Consider the following 16,275-nt stretch of genomic DNA (forward strand, 5'->3'; position numbering starts at 1 on the left):
ATATCTGGATGGCTTGCCTCGCTGCGCCCGCAATGGCGTCGCGCGGGCACCAATATCCCGGCAATGGTGCGGAGTTCAATGACGTCAGACGTAGTCGATTTCCGCGTCCCGGGATTACCCCTGCGCCTCGCGCTTTGCGCCGGACAGTGGCGACGCGGTCGGGTGTATCGGCACGTGCCAGATGTCCTCGGCATATTCGCGGATGGTGCGGTCGGAGGAGAACCACGCCATGCGCGCGACGTTGAGGATCGAGGCGCGGGTCCAGGCCGGGGCCACCTGCCAGCGCGCGTCGATGCCGCGCTGCGCCTCGTAGTATGAATCAAAATCGGCCGAGACCATGTAATGGTCGAGATAGCGCAGCGCGTGTCCGATCGAGGCGAAGCGGGCGGGATCGCCCGGCGAGAACTCGCCGCTCTCGATCGCGCGGATCGCGCGCTCCAGCCGCGGCGATTTGCGGATCACGTCAGAGGCGTCCAGCCCCTGCTTGCGGCGGACCATGACGTCGCCGGCCTCCATGCCGAAGATCGCGATGTTCTCGGGCTGGACCCAGTCGCGGATCTCGATATTGGCGCCATCGAGCGTGCCGATGGTCAGCGCGCCGTTCAGCGCGAGCTTCATGTTGCCGGTGCCGGAGGCCTCCATGCCGGCGGTCGAGATCTGCTCGGAGAGGTCGGCGGCCGGTATGATCACCTCGGCGAGGCTGACATTGTAGTCGGCGAGGAAGGCGACCTTGAGCTTGCCGCCGAGCGAGGCGTCGTTGTTGACGATCTCGGCGACGTCGTTGATCAGCTTGATGATCAGCTTTGCGTAGCGGTAGCTTGCCGCCGCCTTGCCGGCGAAGATCTTCACCCGCGGCACCCAATTGGCCTGCGGGTCGTCCTTCATCGCATGGTAAAGCGCAATCGTCTCCAGGATGTTGAGCAGCTGCCGCTTGTATTCGTGGATGCGCTTGATCTGCACGTCGAACAGCGCCGATGGATCGACCTTGATGTTGTTGCGCTCGCCGATCAACCGCGCCAGCGCCAGCTTGTTGTGGTGCTTGACGTCGCGGAAGCGTTGCTGGAATTCGAGATCGCTGGAGTGGGTTTCGAGCCGTTCGAGCTGCGAGAAGTCGTCGAGCACGGCCTCGCCGCAGGTCTCGCGCAACAGCGCGGTCAGGCGCGGATTGGCCAGCATCAGCCAGCGGCGGAATGTGATGCCGTTGGTCTTGTTGGTGATGCGCTGGGGATAGAGATGATGGAGGTCGTTGAACACGGTCTCCTTCATCAGGTCGGAATGCATCGCCGAGACGCCGTTGATGCGGTGCGAGCCGACGAAGGCGAGCTGCCCCATCCGCACGCGGCGGCCGCTCCTCTCGTCGATCAGGGAGACCGATGCGCGATATTCGATGTCGCCGGGGCAGCGTTCTTCGGCGAGCGCCAGATGCTGCACGTTGATCCGGTAGATGATCTCGAGATGCCGCGGCAGCAGCCGCTCGAACAGCTCGACCGGCCATGTCTCCAGCGCCTCGGGCAGCAGCGTGTGGTTGGTGTAGGACAGCGTGGCGACGGTGAGCTTCCAAGCTTCGTCCCAGCGGAAATTGTGCAGGTCGACCAGGATCCGCATCAGCTCGGTGACCGCGAGACTCGGATGGGTGTCGTTGAGCTGCACGGCGGCCTTCTGCGCCAGGCTGCGCAGCTGACCGTCAGCGGAGAGATGCCGGTTGATCAGGTCCTGCAGCGAGGCGGAGACGAAGAAATATTCCTGCCGCAGCCGCAGCTCGCGCCCCGCGGCGCTCTCGTCGTTCGGATAGAGGAATTTGCAGATCGCCTCCGCGCGCGCCTGTTCGGCATTGGCTGAGACGTAGTCGCCGGTATTGAAGACGTCGAGCTTGAGCGGATCGGGCGCATGCGCCGACCAAAGGCGCAGCGCATTGACGTGCTGGCCGCGCCAGCCGACGATCGGCGTGTCGTAGGCCATCGCCTCGACGGTTTCCGCCGGATGCCACGTGGCGCGATCGCGGCCGCGGTCGTCGGCATGCTCGACATGACCGCCGAAATGGACGTTGTAGACCACCTCGGGCCGCTGGAATTCCCAGGGGTTGCCGAAGGCGAGCCATTCGTCGGGATATTCCTGCTGCCAGCCCTGATTGACGATCTGGCGGAACAGGCCGAAATCGTAGCGGATGCCGTAGCCAATCGCCGGGATCGCGAGCGTTGCCATGCTCTCCATGAAGCACGCGGCAAGCCGCCCGAGACCGCCATTGCCCAATGCCGCGTCCGGCTCGCACTTGCGCAGGTCGGCGAGGTCGACGCCGAGATCGCCGAGGGCGGCCTCGAACACCGGCAGCAGTCCCATGTTGTTCAGTGCGTCGGTGAACAGGCGACCGATCAGGAATTCGAGCGAGAGATAGTAGACCCGCTTGGCGCCGGCGTCGTAGCTCTGCTTCTCGGCCGTGAGCCAGCGATGCACGATACGGTCGCGCAGCGCCAGCGCCGCCGCCTTGTACCAGTCGCGACGGGTCGCCATGCTTGCGTCCTTGCCGATCGCAAGCCGCAGCTTGGCGAGGATCGCGCCCTTGATCTCGGTCAGTGCCAGCTCGTCAACCGGCTGGTCCAGTGCCGGGTAATTTGTTTGTTCCTGCAATGCGCCGTCCCCGCAGTTCAGATGTCGAGATCATGACGCGATCAAGCGCCCGCATCATGATTCATTGTGTGAACATGACCCCTTGGGAAGGCCGGTCCCCGCTCCCCGGATCATGCTTACCGCAATGATAGCCGCGTTGCACTGCAATCGAAACCGCCGAGAGCTTGCCGGGCAACGCACTGCCGTGATTTTGTGCAAGGACCGGGCCGATTTCGGGCATTCAGACCTGCCGTGCCGGATGCTATCATCCGCCGCGAAAGCCGAGACTTTGCGACAATTTAGCGGAGGAAGCATGGTGAGACTGGTGATTGAAATCGCCGCCGCGGCCCTGCTCGTGATCTGCATCACCGCCAGCAGCGCCGCCTTTGCCACCGGCAAGACCGGCCGCAGCGCCGACGGCCTGAGCTGCGGCTTCACCGTCCCGCAAAACGCCTCCGCCGCGACCCGCTGCGCCGCGATCAAGCGGCAATGCGGGGGCAAGTTCTACGCGAACGCGTGCGGCGACAAACTGCTGTCGGCAGCGAGCTGAAGCGGCAATCCGGTTGAGTAGAGGAGCGATGCGCGCGTCCGCGTGCGATGTCCGAGTTCAATCGCGGGAACACCGTGATGATCCGGATTTTCAGCGCCTGACCAGGTGTTTACAAAAGCAGCTGTCAGGCATGGGGCAGGGCATTTTTTCATTCCGAAGCAATTTTGATACGGGTCGCTGACATCACTCGGCGGCCCGTATTGCTTTGGGGGCTCTCCGCATCCGGGCTACGACTGGTCGCTCTCGACGACGTCAATTCCTTCTTCGCTCAGCGCTTGCATGAGTGCCTCGATATCTTCCGGCTCGGTCGTGACGGACGGCAGCAGTGTGTTGAGCTGGTCGAAGGTGACGAAGCCTCTATGACGGCCAAGTTCAATGGCTCGTCGGATCAAGCCTTGCTGTTCCATTCCGCGATCCTCCTAAAACTGCCCCTCTATCAGGGGCCGGAGTCTCGCATCTCTCATCCATGGGTGCTGTCATGCATCGGAACAAATTAAGAACACTTTAGTAAGTCTTTGATATATCATTGTGATTCGGCGACGCGCCGATACAACATCTATGGTCTAACAGCCTCCGCGAGGACTACATGTCCACTATCGCCTTCGATCAGTTCGCTCTCACCCGCATTGCGGATTTCGCGCGCTCGCTGTCGCGGCTTCATCAGGCCTCGCGACGCCAACGGATCGACGACGATCAGATCGACCGCGAGTTCAACGCGGTCTGCATGTCGATTTGGGGCTACACTACCGACGATTTCAGCGACGAGCTCTTCTCGGCCGAGGATCACGCTTGGCTCGACTCCCTCGATGAGGCTCATGCGCGCATCTTCGCGGCGGAGGCAGGCTACGACCTGGTCGACGATCACGGCATGCTGACGGATTGGTGGGGCTATTGCTGGATGATCCTCGCCGAGAAGCGCGGCATCCTCAGCCCGGAGAACCGCGCCGCGGCGCGCGCGGCGATCGAGGACAAGTATCTGGCGGCGCCGAACGTGATCGGCGTGATCGTGGCGCGCTGAGCGCTCAGTTGGCGTCCGCCCGCCTGGCGGGCTTCTGCGCCGGCGTCTTCGGCGTCACGGTGGCTGATGGTGCGGCGTCGCCTCTGGTCTCCGGCAACGGCGCGTCGCCGGCGATCTCGGCGCTGACCGGCGCGACCTTCATCTCGCCGAGCTGTGCGCGGAGCGCTGCGGTCAATCCGGGATAGGAGGCGACAGGCGTGAAGTCGAAGGCCTGGTCGTTGCCGACGCGGATGCCGGTGTAGGCAACCAGGCCGTCGGCGGTGGCGATGACGTCGCCGGCCCGCAGCGAAGTGTCGAGCGACAAATCGATCGGCGCGAGGCCGGCCGGATCGCGGCCGTTGCAGGTGCAGTCGGCGCGCAACGCCTTGCGATAGGCGTAGGCGTTGTCGCTGTCGGCATAGCGTTCGCCGCTGTTCGACGACGCACTGTCGATGTTGCTGCCGTAATAGACCTTGGTCGCGCTCGCCGGGCAGAACGCCTGGCACATCTGCACCGGCGTGGCGTTGCCGCGCATGGTGAGCGGAAAATACTTGCCGTCGCAGCTGCGCACGCAGAATGCAGGGCCGGAGCCTGCGACGCGCGGCGCCGACGCTGGGGCGGATGGACGATCCGGCTGCTGGTTGTTTCCAAACGGGTCGGCGAAAAAATTGGCTTGCTTCTGTGCGCCACCGAAGAAGAAGTCGAACAGCCCTTCGGCCGAGACGGGGGCGGGGTAGCAGGCCATTGCCCCTACAAGCGTTGCGGCCGCAAGCATCGCGCGGCGCCGCACACGCCGATCATTGAACTCTGTACGCAACGCCAACTCCACCCGACGCAACACACCGCGGCGAAACTTGCCGCCGGCGCGATTCACCATAATGCGGGATGGTAAATGAGCAATTGATCGCAGGTGAACGGCCGGAAAGAAGCGGCGGGCCTCCGGCTCTCCTTCACCTCGCCCCGCCTGCGGGAACAGGCCGGATTGCATCGTCAGATGCAATCCGGGTGAGGGGGTACACGTCCTAAGAATCGGCCCGATAGCGGATAGAGCCCCTCACCCCGCCCTCCAAGAGGGGCTTCGCTCGTCTCGACCCCCGCAAGAGCGGGGCGATGGAGCATAGAGAGCTTCAGCCCCTCAAAAACTCGCCGGCCTTGTACAACGCCCGGAACTGCAGCCCGGCCTCTGCAAACGTCTCGGTCGCGCCTTCCTCGCGGTCGACCATGGTGAAGACCAGCGCGATCTCGCCGCCGGCTTCGCGGACCGCTTCCACTGCCTTCAGCGCCGAGCCACCAGTGGTGGTGACGTCCTCGACGATCACGATGCGCTTGCCCTCGAGCGTTTCGCCCTTGGCGAGGCCTTCCACGGAAAGCCGCGCGCCATGCTCCTTCGGCTTCTTGCGCACGAAGAAGGCCGCGATCGGATGGCCCTTCAGCCACGAGAGCTGCGCAATCGCGCCGGCCAGCGGCACCGCGCCCATCTCGAGGCCGCCGACGAAATCGAGATTGTCGTCCTTCAGCGCGTCATAGGTGAGCTCGGCGAGCAAGGCCGCGCCCTCGGGGTCGAGCATCGTCGGCTTCAGGTTGAAGTAGAAGTCGCTTTTGCGCCCCGACGCCAGCGTGATCTCGCCGCGGCCGAACGAGCGCTTGCGGATGATCTCGGCGAGGCGGGCGCGGGAGGCTGATCTGGACAATGCGGTTTCTCTGTCGGTTTGAGGCGGCCGGCAATCTATCGGCGCCGGCAGGCACATTCCAGCGCGGATATCGGGCCGTCAACAGCACCCGCGCCGCGATTTGGGTAAGGCCGCTTGCGGCTGGCGCGGGTTGTGCCGCCGCCTGGTTCCGCCTAATCAGGGCGCCAAATATATGTCGGGGAAGCGGAAATGACCATCGAGCTGCACACCTGGAACACGCCGAATGGCCGCAAGATCTCGGTTGCACTGGAAGAAATGGGGCTGCCCTACAAGGTGATCCCGGTCAACATCACCAGGGGCGAACAGATGGCGCCCGGCTTCCTTGAGATCAGCCCGAACAACAAGATCCCGGCGATCGTCGATCCCGATGGTCCCGGGGGAAAACGCGTCAGCATTTTCGAATCCGGCGCGATCCTGCTCTATCTCGGCGAGAAGACCGGCAAGTTCCTGCCCAAGCCGCTCGCGGATTGCATCCCGGTCTATGAATGGCTGATGTGGCAGATGGGCGGGTTCGGACCGATGCCCGGCCAGGTGCATCATTTCATCGCGCTGGAGAACGAGCAGGACCGCGCCTACGGCCTGAAGCGCTACATGACGGAGACGCGCCGGCTCTATGGCGTGCTGGACCGGCGGCTCGCGGGCCGTGACTTCGTCGCCGGCGATCTTTCGGTAGCCGACTTCGCCATCCTCGGCTGGGCCTGGCGTCACCCGCGCCACAAGGTCGATCTCGCCGACTTCCCCAACGTCAAGCACTGGTACGACGCGTTGATGGCCCGCCCGGCGACGAAGCGGGGCATGGAGGCGAAGCTGGATTGATCTTTCTTCTCCCTCTCCCCGCGGACGAGGCGAGATAAGGGGCGAGATCACGCCCGTCTCGCCTCGAACGCCATCTTCACCGCGAGCCCGGTGAGCACCGTGCCCATCAGCCAGCGCTGCACCAAAAGCCAGGTCGGGCGGGTGCCGAGGAACACCGCGATCGAGCCCGCGGCGAGCGCGATCGTCGCATTGACGCTGATCGAGATCGCGATCTGGATCGAGCCGAGCGCAAGCGACTGCGTCAACACGCTGCCCGTGGGATCGATGAACTGCGGCAGCAGCGCGAGATAGAGCATCGCGATCTTCGGGTTCAGCAGGTTGGTGACGAAGCCCATCGCGAACAGTTTGCGCGGGCCGTCGACCTTGAGCTGCTTGACCTGGAACGGCGAGCGGCCACCGGGCTTCAGCGCCTGCCATGCGAGCCAGAGCAGATAGGCCGCACCGGCAAAGCGCAACGCGTCATAGGCATACGGGATCGCGAACAACAGTGCGGTGATGCCGAACGCTGCGCACACCAGATAGAACACGAAGCCGAGCGCCACGCCACCGAGCGAGACGATGCCGGCCGCCGGCCCCTGCGTGATCGAGCGGGAAATCAGGTAGATCATGTTCGGCCCCGGCGTCAGCACCATGCCGAAGGAGACGAGCGCAAAGCCGAGCAGAGCGGATGTGTGGGGCATGATTGGTCTCGCGAGGGATTCACGCTTCTAGCGTGCGATCCGTTGCAGGGCGATGCTGGAATTGCTCTCGGAGCAATATCGCGGCGAAGGCGGTGCGCTCCCTCGCCCCGCTCTTGCGGGGAGAGGTGAAGTGTCAATGCGCCTCGTCCCAATTGTTCGCGGCGCGGGCGTCGACCTGGAGCGGCAGTGACAGCAGGACGGCCGGGAACGGCGCATCCTGCATCACCTTCTGCACCACCGGCAGCGTTGCCGCGACCTCGTCGTCGGGCACCTCGAAGATCAGCTCGTCATGCACCTGCAGCAGCATCTGCGCCGAGAGCTTCTTCTCCGCGAGCGCGTCCTCCATCCGGATCATCGCGCGACGGATGATGTCGGCGGCCGAGCCCTGCAGGCGGGCGTTGATCGCAGCGCGTTCGTTGAAGGCGCGGTGCGAGGCGTTCGAGGCCTTGATCTCGGGATAGTACATTTTGCGCCCGAACAGGGTGGTGACATAGCCATTGCGCCGGCAGAAGTCCTTGGTCTCGTCCATATAGGCGCGGATGCCCGGGAAACGCTCGAAATACTTCTTGATGTAGGCCGAGGCCTCCTCGCGCGCGATGCCGAGCTGGTTGGCAAGGCCGAACGCCGAAATGCCGTAGATGATGCCGAAATTGATCGCCTTGGCGCGACGACGCACCTCGCTCGGCATGTCCTTGACCGGCACGCCGAACATTTCGGACGCGGTCATCGCGTGGATGTCGAGCCCGTCGCGGAACGCCTGGCGCAGCACCGGCACGTCGGCGATCTCCGCGAGCAGGCGCAACTCGATCTGCGAGTAGTCCGCCGATACCAGCTTGTGGCCGGGTGTCGCGATGAAGGCGCGGCGGATCTTGCGGCCGTCTTCGGTGCGCACCGGAATGTTCTGCAGGTTCGGCTCGTTCGACGACAGCCGGCCGGTGGTGGTGGCGGCCAGCGCGTAGGTGGTGTGGACTCGATGGGTCTGCGGATTGACGTAGGTCGGCAGCGCGTCGGTGTAGGTCGACTTCAGCTTCGACACCTGACGCCACTCGAGAATCTTCTTCGGGAATTCGTGGCCCTGCTCGGCGAGATCATCCAGCACCTGCGCGGTCGTCGACCACGCGCCGGTCTTGGTCCTGGTGCCGCCGGGCAATCCCATCTTGCCGAAGATGATGTCGCCGATCTGCTTGGGGCTGCCGACATTGACCGGCTCGCCGGCGATCTCCTGGATCTCGGCCTCGACCCGCGCCGCGGTCTGCGCGAAATCGCCCGACAGCCGCGAGAGCACCTGGCGATCGATCGAGATGCCGCGGCGCTCCATCCGCGCGAGCACCGACACCAGCGGCCGCTCCAGCGTCTCATAGACGGTGGCCATGCGGTCGGCGACGAGCCGTGGTTTCAGCACGCGCCACAGCCGCAGCGTCACGTCGGCGCTCTCAGCCGCATATTCCGCGGCCCTCTCGATCGCGACCTGGTCGAAGGTCAGCTTGCCCTTGCCGCTGCCGACGAGGCCGCCGTAACTGACGACGGCATGTCCGAACCAGCGTTCGGCGAGCGCCTCCATCGCCTGCGAGCCGCGGCCGGCATCAAGCGCGTAAGACATCAGCAGCGCGTCGTCATGGTTGCGCAAGGTGATGCCGTGCTGCGCGAGCAACACGGCGGTGAACTTGACGTTGAAGCCGACCTTCTGAATGCCCGCCGATTCGAGCAGCGGCTTGAGCGCGTCCAGCGCCTCGTCGGCCTTGATCTGGCCGGGCGCGAGGCCCGCGTCGAACAGACCCGCGCCGCCGCCGGGCTGCTTGTGGCCGAGCGGCACATAGCAGGCCTCGTTGGGCGCCAGCGCCAGCGCCAATCCGGAGAGCTCGGCCTGCATCGGGTCGATCGAGTCGGACATCGCCTCGATCGCTAGGTGGCCGGTATCCTGCACGCGCGCGAGGAAGGCTTGCAACTGATCGAGGCTGCCGATGGCATGGTAAGCCTTGCGGTCGAAGCCGATCTTCCTGATCGCCTCGCCGCGGCTTTCCGCCAGCGTTGTGGGCGTACCTTTCAGGCTGGATCCCTTGTCGTCGCGTGCACCGCTCGGCCTGCTGCGTTCCTTCGCGACCGAGGAGGCGGGTGCCGTGGCTGCCGGTGCGTCTCCGGGCGCCGGCCTGACGTCCGACGGCGGCAGCGGCGAAAACACGCTCGCACCACTCTTGTTGCCGGGGTCTGCATCAATGGCGGCCGGATCGATCTGTGCGTATTCGGCGACGCGGCGGGTGAGGGTGGAGAACTCCATCGCCTTGAGGAAGGCGATCAGCTTGCGCGCGTCGGGCTCGTGCACCGCGAGGTCGTCGAGCGGCACGTCGAGATCGACCTTGTCGTCGAGCAGGACCAGCTGCCGCGAGATGCGCGCCTTCTCGGCATTCTCGAGCAGCGCCTCGCGCCGCTTCGGCTGCTTGATCTCGGTCGCGCGGAACAGCAGCTGATCGAGGTCGCCATATTCGATGATCAGCTGTGCCGCGGTCTTGATGCCGATCCCGGGCACGCCGGGTACGTTGTCGGTGGAGTCGCCGGCCAGCGCCTGCACCTCGACCACCTTCTCCGGCGGCACGCCGAATTTCTCGATCACCTCGTCCCGGCCGATGCGTCGGTCCTTCATGGTGTCGAACATCGTGACCTTGTCGTTGACGAGCTGCATCAGGTCCTTGTCCGACGATACAATCGTCGTGGTCGCGCCGAGTTCGCTTGCCTGCCGCGCATAGGTCGCGATCAGGTCGTCGGCCTCGAAACCCGCCTGTTCGAGGCAGGGCAGGTCGAAGGCGCGCACCGCCTCGCGGATCAGCGCGAATTGCGGAATCAGGTCATCAGGCGCCGGCGGCCGGTGCGCCTTGTAGTCGGGATAGAGCTTGTTGCGGAAGGTGATCTCGGACTTGTCGAATACGATCGCAAGATGGGTCGGCCGGTTGTTCTCGGGCATGTCGCGCAACAGCTTCCACAGCATGTTGCAGAAGCCGAGTACGGCATTGACCTGCAGCCCGTCGGACTTGCGGTTCAGCGGCGGCAGCGCGTGATAGGCGCGGAAAATGTAGGATGAGCCGTCGACCAGAAAGACGTGGTCGCCTTTCGCTGCCGCCCTGGCGGCAACGGGCTTTGGCGCGGGCTTCGGATCCGACTTGGCGGGGGCTTTGGAGGCTGTTTTCGGCATGGCCGAAATCTAGGGATTTTTGCCCGGAATTGACAGCCTTCGTACCGTGGATTCTGTGCGGGCCGCACATCAATTGTCGTCCTGGCTTTCGCCAGGACGAAGCCTAGGAGCTACGCCTTGTCCCCGGTTGGCGAGAACAGGTAGCCGCCGCCCCTGATCGTGCGGATCACGGCCGGTTTGGTCGGATCGATCTCGATCTTGCGTCGGATGCGCATGATGCGCAGGTCAACCGCGCGGTCGAAGGCCTCCGCGTCGCGCGCATTGGCGAGTTCCAGCAGCCGTTCGCGCGACAGCACACGTTTCGGGTTGGCCGCGAATACCTTCAACAGGCCAAATTCGGAGGCCGTGAGTGGGTGCTCGTTGCCTTCGTCATCGCGCAAGGCCTGGGCCTCGAGATCGAGCCATTTGGTGCCGAACCGCACCAGCTGCTCCTTCGCGGCCTTCGCACTTGCGGGTTCCGGTGCCGCTGATTTCGCCGGCCCGGCGCGCCGCAGCACGGAGCGGATGCGGGCCATCAGCTCGCGCAGCTCGCAGGGCTTTGCCACATAATCGTCGGCGCCGAGCTCGAGCCCGACCACGCGGTCGATCGGACTGGCAGTGGCTGTCAGCATGATGACGGGGACGTTGATGCGGCTCTTGAGGTCGCGGACGATCGACAGCCCGTCTTCCTCGGGCATGTTGAGGTCCAGCACCACGAGATCGGGCACGCAGGTCTCGATCTCCTTGCGCAGGCTCTTGCCCCCATCGCACAGCGTTACGCCGAAGCCGTGCATCTTGAGGTAATCGCCGACCATCTCGCGGGCCGGGGCCTCGTCGTCGACGATGAAGATATGCGGGGTCTGGCTCATGATGGCTCTGTTGCAGGCAATGTAACCGTAAACGTCGATCCCTGTCCGGGACCCGGGCTCTGCGCGGTCACATGGCCGCCATGCATATCGATGATGCGCTTGACGATCGAAAGCCCGAGCCCGGTTGAGCTCTCGCCCGCGGTCGGCTTCGCCGAGAGCCGCTGGAACCGGCCGAACAGCCGCCCGAGGTCCTCGGGACTGAGGCCCGGGCCCTGGTCGGCGATCCGGATCACGGTGTTGTCGCCCTCATGGCTGACCGCGACCGTGATCTTGCCGCCGATCGGCGAATATTTGATGGCGTTGCTGACGAGGTTGTCGATCGCCTCGCGGATCCGGTCGGCGTCGCACATCGTGACGAAATGCTGCGGCCCCGAGAACGAGATGCTCTGCTGCTTGTTGATGGCCGAGGGCAGGTTGGCGTCGGTGACCTCGTTGACGAGGGCGGCGACGTCGACCGGCTCCCGGCGGATCGTGATGTCGAAGGCGTCGGCCATCGCGTCCGAGATCAGATGATCGACCATCGAGGTCAGCCGCTTGGTCGCATCCCTGATGTGCTCGACCTGCGCGGTGACGCTTTCCTTCGGCGAGCCGGCACCGATCAACTCGGTCAGCATTTCGGTGCGGCCGAGGATCACCCCGAGCGGGTTCTTCAGGTCGTGGGCGACGGTGCCGAGGATCTCGTTCTTGAAACCGTTGGCGCGCTGCAGGCGCAGCCACTGCGCCGACAGCCGCCGGTTGGCCTGCATCAGCGCCCTGGTGCGCTGCGCGACGCGGTCCTCGAGCTGGGTGTTGGCCTCGTGGAGCTGCTGGTAGAGGATCACATTGTCGAAGGCGATCGACAGCCGGCTCGAGAAGATCTCGACCAGCGCGCGGTCGGTGTCGGAGAGCTGGCGCTCGGCCTGCAACAGCACCACGACCTCGCGGCCGCTGCCGGTGCGCGAATAGAGCACGCTGCGGTGGTCGGCGAATTCGTTCTTGCGGCGCTGGAAGGCGGCTTCCACCATTTCCCGCAGGTCGGGATCGAGTGCTTTCGAGGACGTGGTGCCGATGAATCGGCTGTAGCAGCCGGAGCAGGCCAGCACCGAGAAGTCCGCGGCTGCCGCATTGCCGTCGTCGCGCAGCACCAGGATGCCGGCGCAGTCGACATTGAGCAGTGAGGCGAGCTGGGTCAGCACGCCTTCGGCGAGGCGCTGCATCGACTTGAAATCGTAGAGCGTCGAGGCCGCATCGATGATGATCTCGAGCCCGCGCCGCGTCTGCACCATGCGCTCGAGCTGCTGGAAGCTGCGCAGCGCGGCGGTCAGCGAGGTGAACAGCTTGTCGGCGGTGAGCTCGGTCTTCGCCTTGTAGTCGTTGATGTCGTACTGGACGATGACCCGCCGTTCCGGCGCCTGTCCCGGCTGGCCGGTGCGCAGGATGATGCGAACGGTCTCGTTCCTGATGTCGTTGCGGATGTATTCGACGAGATCGAGGCCGGCGACGTCGGTTTCCATGATGACGTCGAGCAGCACGGCGGCGATGTCGGGATTGTCCCGCATCAGCGTGCGGCCCTCTGCCGCGGAATAGGCCGAGAGGATTTCCAGCGTGGCGCCATTCAAATTGTAGTCGCTGAGCGCGAAACGGGTACCTTCGTGCACCGCGTGATCGTCGTCGATGACGGCGATCTTCCACTTGCGCGCCGGCGTATCCTCCGGAGGGGTCTCGGTATCGTCGATCAGGTGGAGGACATCGTCCTGTTCGGCCATTGACTGGTTCCGTCGGCTGCTGCGTCAGTGATCGTGGGCTGGCCCTTGGCGATCCTGGGCATGATAATGCGAAAAGTGGTGCCTTGTCCTACCCTTGACTCCAGCATCATGCGCCCGCCGAGCTGTTGGGTGACGAGGTTGTAGACGATATGCAGGCCGAGGCCCGTGCCGCCTTCGTTGCGGCGCGTCGTGAAGAACGGGTCGAACGCCTGCCGCTGCACGTCCGGCGTCATGCCGGCACCGTCGTCGGCGAAGATGATCTCGACATCGTCGGTACCGCGCGCCCGCGCCGTGATCGTGATCGTGCCGGAACGGCCGTCGGCGAACGCATGATTGACTGCGTTGAGGAAAAGATTGGTTAAAATCTGCCCATAGGCGCCGGGATAGCCGTCGATCAGCAGGCCCTCGGGCACATCGACCGACAGTGTGATGGCGGCTTTTTTCAGCACCGGACGCAGGCTGGCCACGATCTGGTCGGTGGATTCACTCAAGTTGAACTGGCGGCGCTCGGCATGCGAGCGGTCGACGGCGACCTGCTTGAACGACTGGATCAGCTCGCCGGCGCGCTGCAGATTGGCGACGAGCTGCTGCGACGCGTCGCGCGAGGTGCGGACGAACTCGTCGAGCTTGGAGCGGCGCAGCTGCTCGGTCTTCAGGTCGCTCTCGAACATTTCGGCGCGTCGGGCAAAGCTCGAAGCCACGGTCAGGCTGATGCCGATCGGATTGTTGACCTCGTGCGCGACGCCGGCGACGAGGCCACCGAGTGCCGCGAGCCGCTCGGCGTCGATCAGGTTCTGCTGAGCGGCGTTGAGCTCGAGCAGCGCGCCCTCGGCCTTCTCCTTGGAGGCGCGCAGCTCGTCCTCGGTCTTGCGTTTTGCGATCGCGTTCTCGCGGAACACCTCGACCGCACGCGCCATGGCGCCGACCTCGTCCTTGGCCGTGGTGCCCTGCACCGGGCGGTCATAGTCACCGGAGGTGATGGCGCGCATCGAGGCCATGATCTGCGCCAGCGGCAGCCGGATCGACAGCGCGATCATGACGCCGGCGGACATGATGATGCCGAGGAAGATCACGGCGATCGACAGCACCCGCCGCGAGATCGCCGCCAGCGTCCTGTCGAAAGTCTCCTGCGCCTTCTGCTCACGCTGGCGCATCTTGGTTGAGAGGTCGTCGATCGCGCCGATCGCGTCCGCCTGGCTGGCGTCGATGCTGTTGCGCAACAGGTCGGTGCGATTGGTCAGCTGCTCGCTCAGCTTGGCGAGCCCGTCGCGCAGCTCGGCAGTCTTGACCTTGAGCCGCGCCAGCGCCATGCGTTGCAGGTCGTTCTCCGCGAGATCCGTCATGACCGGGATGGTCTTCTCGATCGTGTCGGTGTTGCGGCGGGCCTCTTCGGCCGAGTCCGGCGCCAGCGACAGATAATAGGTGTTGGCCGCGACCAGCAGCGAGGTGAATGCCTCGCGTGACTTGCCGAGCGCAGGCCAGATCAGCGCGTCGCGATGACCGGTCGCGCCCTCGATGATCGAATAGAGCCCGGCCATGTCCTTGGTCGGCGCCAGCACCTGTTCGTTATAGGTCCTGGCAATGGTCGCCTGCACGGCGCGCAACTCGCCAAAGCCGTCGAGGAAGCGGCTGGTGACGCGCTCCAGCTGCTCCACCGAACCCGACAGCATCGGATCGGTGGAGGCGCGCGTCGTCAGCGTGCCGAGCACGGCCTCGCGAAGCAGCAGGATCTCCGCGAACAGGTCGGGGCTCGGCTGGTTGATGTAGCGGTGGATCAGGTTTTGCAGCCTGGAGGTCTCGCTTTCGAGCTTGGCCAGGATCTTGTCGGACTCCCGCACCTGGCGGACGTCGTCCCAGGCCGAGCCGAGCACCTTTGCCCCGTTCCAGATCAGCACCGCGAGCACGATCACGACGGCGGAATTGAGTAGCGCGATCGAAAGGATGCGCCAGCGGATCGGGACCGCGCGCAGCAACTGGACGATGCGGAAGCGGCCCTGCGCGATGAACACCGGCCGCCTCCCTGGTCTGTCCTGTTGCGGGCTTGGCAAGATCCGGTTACTCCACGTTTCGGATGCGTTCGATCAGCGCCGCGATCGCGGGATCGCTTTCCGCCCTGGCATAGATGCCTGCCATCGCGGCCTCGAGCGGCTTGCGATCGATATCGGTCACGATCTTGACGCCGGCCTGTTCCGCCTGCTGGCGCGAGCGCTCCTCGAGTTCGTTCCATTTCTCGCGCATGTAGAGGCTGGAGCGATGGGCGGCCTCACGGAAGATGGCCTGGTCCTCCGGCGACAGGCTGTTCCAGGCCTTGAGCGACATCACGAGCACTTCCGGGCTCACGGTGTGCCGGGTCAACGAGTAGTAGCCGGCGTATTTGTAATGATCCGTCGTGACGAAGGACGGCCAGTTGTTCTCGGCGCCGTCGATCAGTCCGTTGGCGAGCCCGGCCAGCACCTGGCCGTAGGCAAGCTCGACCGGCACCGCGCCGAGCGCGCGGATCATGTCGGACATCTGCTCGGATTGCTGCACGCGCAAACGCATCCCCTTGAGATCGTCGAGCGAACGCACCGGGTGAAGGCGGTTATAGATCGAGCGGCTGCCGGAATCATAGAAGGTCAGCCCGATGAAACCGTAAGGCTCGAAGCCGTTGAGGATCTCCGTGCCGATCGGCCCGTCGAGCACCTTGTGCAGGTGATCAAGCGACCGGAACAGGAACGGCATCGCCAGCACATTCACGGCGGGCACCAGGGATCCGATCAGGGCGACGTTGGTCCGGTTGAGGTCGATCGCGCCGGCCCGGGTCTGCTCCAGGGTCTCCTTTTCCTCGCCGAGCTGGCGCGAAGGGAAGACCTCCAGATGAAGCCGGCCGCCGGTCCGCTCGGCGATCAGACGTCCCATATAGCGCAGCGCCTGGACGGTCGGGTATTGCTCGGCCTGGGTATCGGCGGCGCGGAATTCCCGCGCAAAAGCGCTCGCCGAAACCGCCGCAAACACCAGCGTCACGACAAGCGTAATGGTCCGCGAAAGGACGGCGCGGCGATTCACAGCCAACAATTCCCCTTGTGGTTTGTGTCCAGGGCGGGAGAAAAAGGTTCAACCGATTTTTAGCAGAACCCGGTCGGTTCGCCCATTGGTCAATCGTTAATTCCGCGCTGCAACC

The 16,275-nt window shown here is 64.7% G+C and carries 13 protein-coding genes; 3 read left to right on the forward strand and 10 right to left on the reverse strand.

Annotated features, from left to right (window positions below):
* Positions 1-114: 114 nt before the first annotated feature.
* Positions 115-2,625, reverse strand: coding sequence for a glycogen/starch/alpha-glucan phosphorylase (locus JQ586_RS09545; RefSeq protein WP_212394272.1), 2,511 nt, complete (start codon positions 2,623-2,625; stop codon positions 115-117).
* 292 nt (positions 2,626-2,917) lie between these two features.
* Here JQ586_RS09545 and JQ586_RS09550 point away from each other — a divergent pair, with 292 nt between their 5' ends.
* Positions 2,918-3,154, forward strand: coding sequence for a hypothetical protein (locus JQ586_RS09550; protein WP_212394273.1), 237 nt, complete (start codon positions 2,918-2,920; stop codon positions 3,152-3,154).
* A gap of 227 nt (positions 3,155-3,381) precedes the next feature.
* Here the strand turns inward: JQ586_RS09550 and JQ586_RS09555 are convergent, their stop codons facing one another.
* The gene (locus JQ586_RS09555; RefSeq protein WP_212394274.1) at positions 3,382-3,561 is read right to left on the reverse strand and encodes an RNA polymerase sigma factor region1.1 domain-containing protein; all 180 of its coding nucleotides are present in this window, start codon (positions 3,559-3,561) and stop codon (positions 3,382-3,384) included.
* A 179-nt stretch (positions 3,562-3,740) separates the two neighbouring features.
* On the opposite strand from JQ586_RS09555, the gene JQ586_RS09560 reads away from it, so the two are divergent.
* A complete protein-coding gene (locus JQ586_RS09560) occupies positions 3,741-4,172 on the forward strand; it encodes a hypothetical protein (protein ID WP_212394275.1) in 432 nt (143 codons plus the stop codon).
* A gap of 4 nt (positions 4,173-4,176) precedes the next feature.
* Here JQ586_RS09560 and JQ586_RS09565 read toward each other — a convergent pair whose 3' ends face one another.
* Both JQ586_RS09565 and pyrE read right to left on the reverse strand, forming a co-directional pair.
* A complete protein-coding gene (locus JQ586_RS09565; protein ID WP_212394349.1) occupies positions 4,177-4,926 on the reverse strand; it encodes a DUF2865 domain-containing protein in 750 nt (249 codons plus the stop codon).
* Between the two features lie 352 nt (positions 4,927-5,278).
* Positions 5,279-5,842: an orotate phosphoribosyltransferase gene (gene pyrE / locus JQ586_RS09570; protein WP_212394276.1), complete on the reverse strand. Its 564-nt coding sequence runs from the start codon at positions 5,840-5,842 to the stop codon at positions 5,279-5,281.
* A 189-nt stretch (positions 5,843-6,031) separates the two neighbouring features.
* Here pyrE and JQ586_RS09575 point away from each other — a divergent pair, with 189 nt between their 5' ends.
* Positions 6,032-6,658: a glutathione S-transferase family protein gene (locus JQ586_RS09575; RefSeq protein ID WP_212394277.1), complete on the forward strand. Its 627-nt coding sequence runs from the start codon at positions 6,032-6,034 to the stop codon at positions 6,656-6,658.
* Between the two features lie 47 nt (positions 6,659-6,705).
* On the opposite strand, the gene JQ586_RS09580 is transcribed toward JQ586_RS09575, so the two are convergent.
* From JQ586_RS09580 to JQ586_RS09605, 6 genes are all read right to left on the reverse strand, one after another.
* Positions 6,706-7,338: a LysE family translocator gene (locus tag JQ586_RS09580; RefSeq protein ID WP_212394278.1), complete on the reverse strand. Its 633-nt coding sequence runs from the start codon at positions 7,336-7,338 to the stop codon at positions 6,706-6,708.
* A gap of 133 nt (positions 7,339-7,471) precedes the next feature.
* The gene (polA, locus tag JQ586_RS09585; RefSeq protein WP_212394279.1) at positions 7,472-10,522 is read right to left on the reverse strand and encodes a DNA polymerase I; all 3,051 of its coding nucleotides are present in this window, start codon (positions 10,520-10,522) and stop codon (positions 7,472-7,474) included.
* Between the two features lie 110 nt (positions 10,523-10,632).
* A complete protein-coding gene (locus JQ586_RS09590) occupies positions 10,633-11,370 on the reverse strand; it encodes a response regulator (RefSeq protein WP_212394280.1) in 738 nt (245 codons plus the stop codon).
* Entirely contained in the window at positions 11,367-13,115 is a 1,749-nt protein-coding gene (locus tag JQ586_RS09595; protein WP_212394281.1) for a DUF3369 domain-containing protein, read from the reverse strand. The genes JQ586_RS09590 and JQ586_RS09595 overlap by 4 nt, the downstream gene beginning before the upstream one ends.
* Positions 13,085-15,124, reverse strand: coding sequence for an ATP-binding protein (locus JQ586_RS09600; protein WP_409334463.1), 2,040 nt, complete (start codon positions 15,122-15,124; stop codon positions 13,085-13,087). Before JQ586_RS09600 ends, JQ586_RS09595 begins: the two co-directional genes overlap by 31 nt.
* Positions 15,125-15,170: 46 nt before the next feature.
* Positions 15,171-16,166, reverse strand: coding sequence for a TRAP transporter substrate-binding protein (locus JQ586_RS09605; protein ID WP_212394282.1), 996 nt, complete (start codon positions 16,164-16,166; stop codon positions 15,171-15,173).
* Positions 16,167-16,275 lie beyond the last annotated feature (109 nt).

It is taken from the genome of Bradyrhizobium jicamae (assembly GCF_018130215.1).
In the GTDB taxonomy this organism is placed as follows: domain Bacteria; phylum Pseudomonadota; class Alphaproteobacteria; order Rhizobiales; family Xanthobacteraceae; genus Bradyrhizobium; species Bradyrhizobium jicamae_A.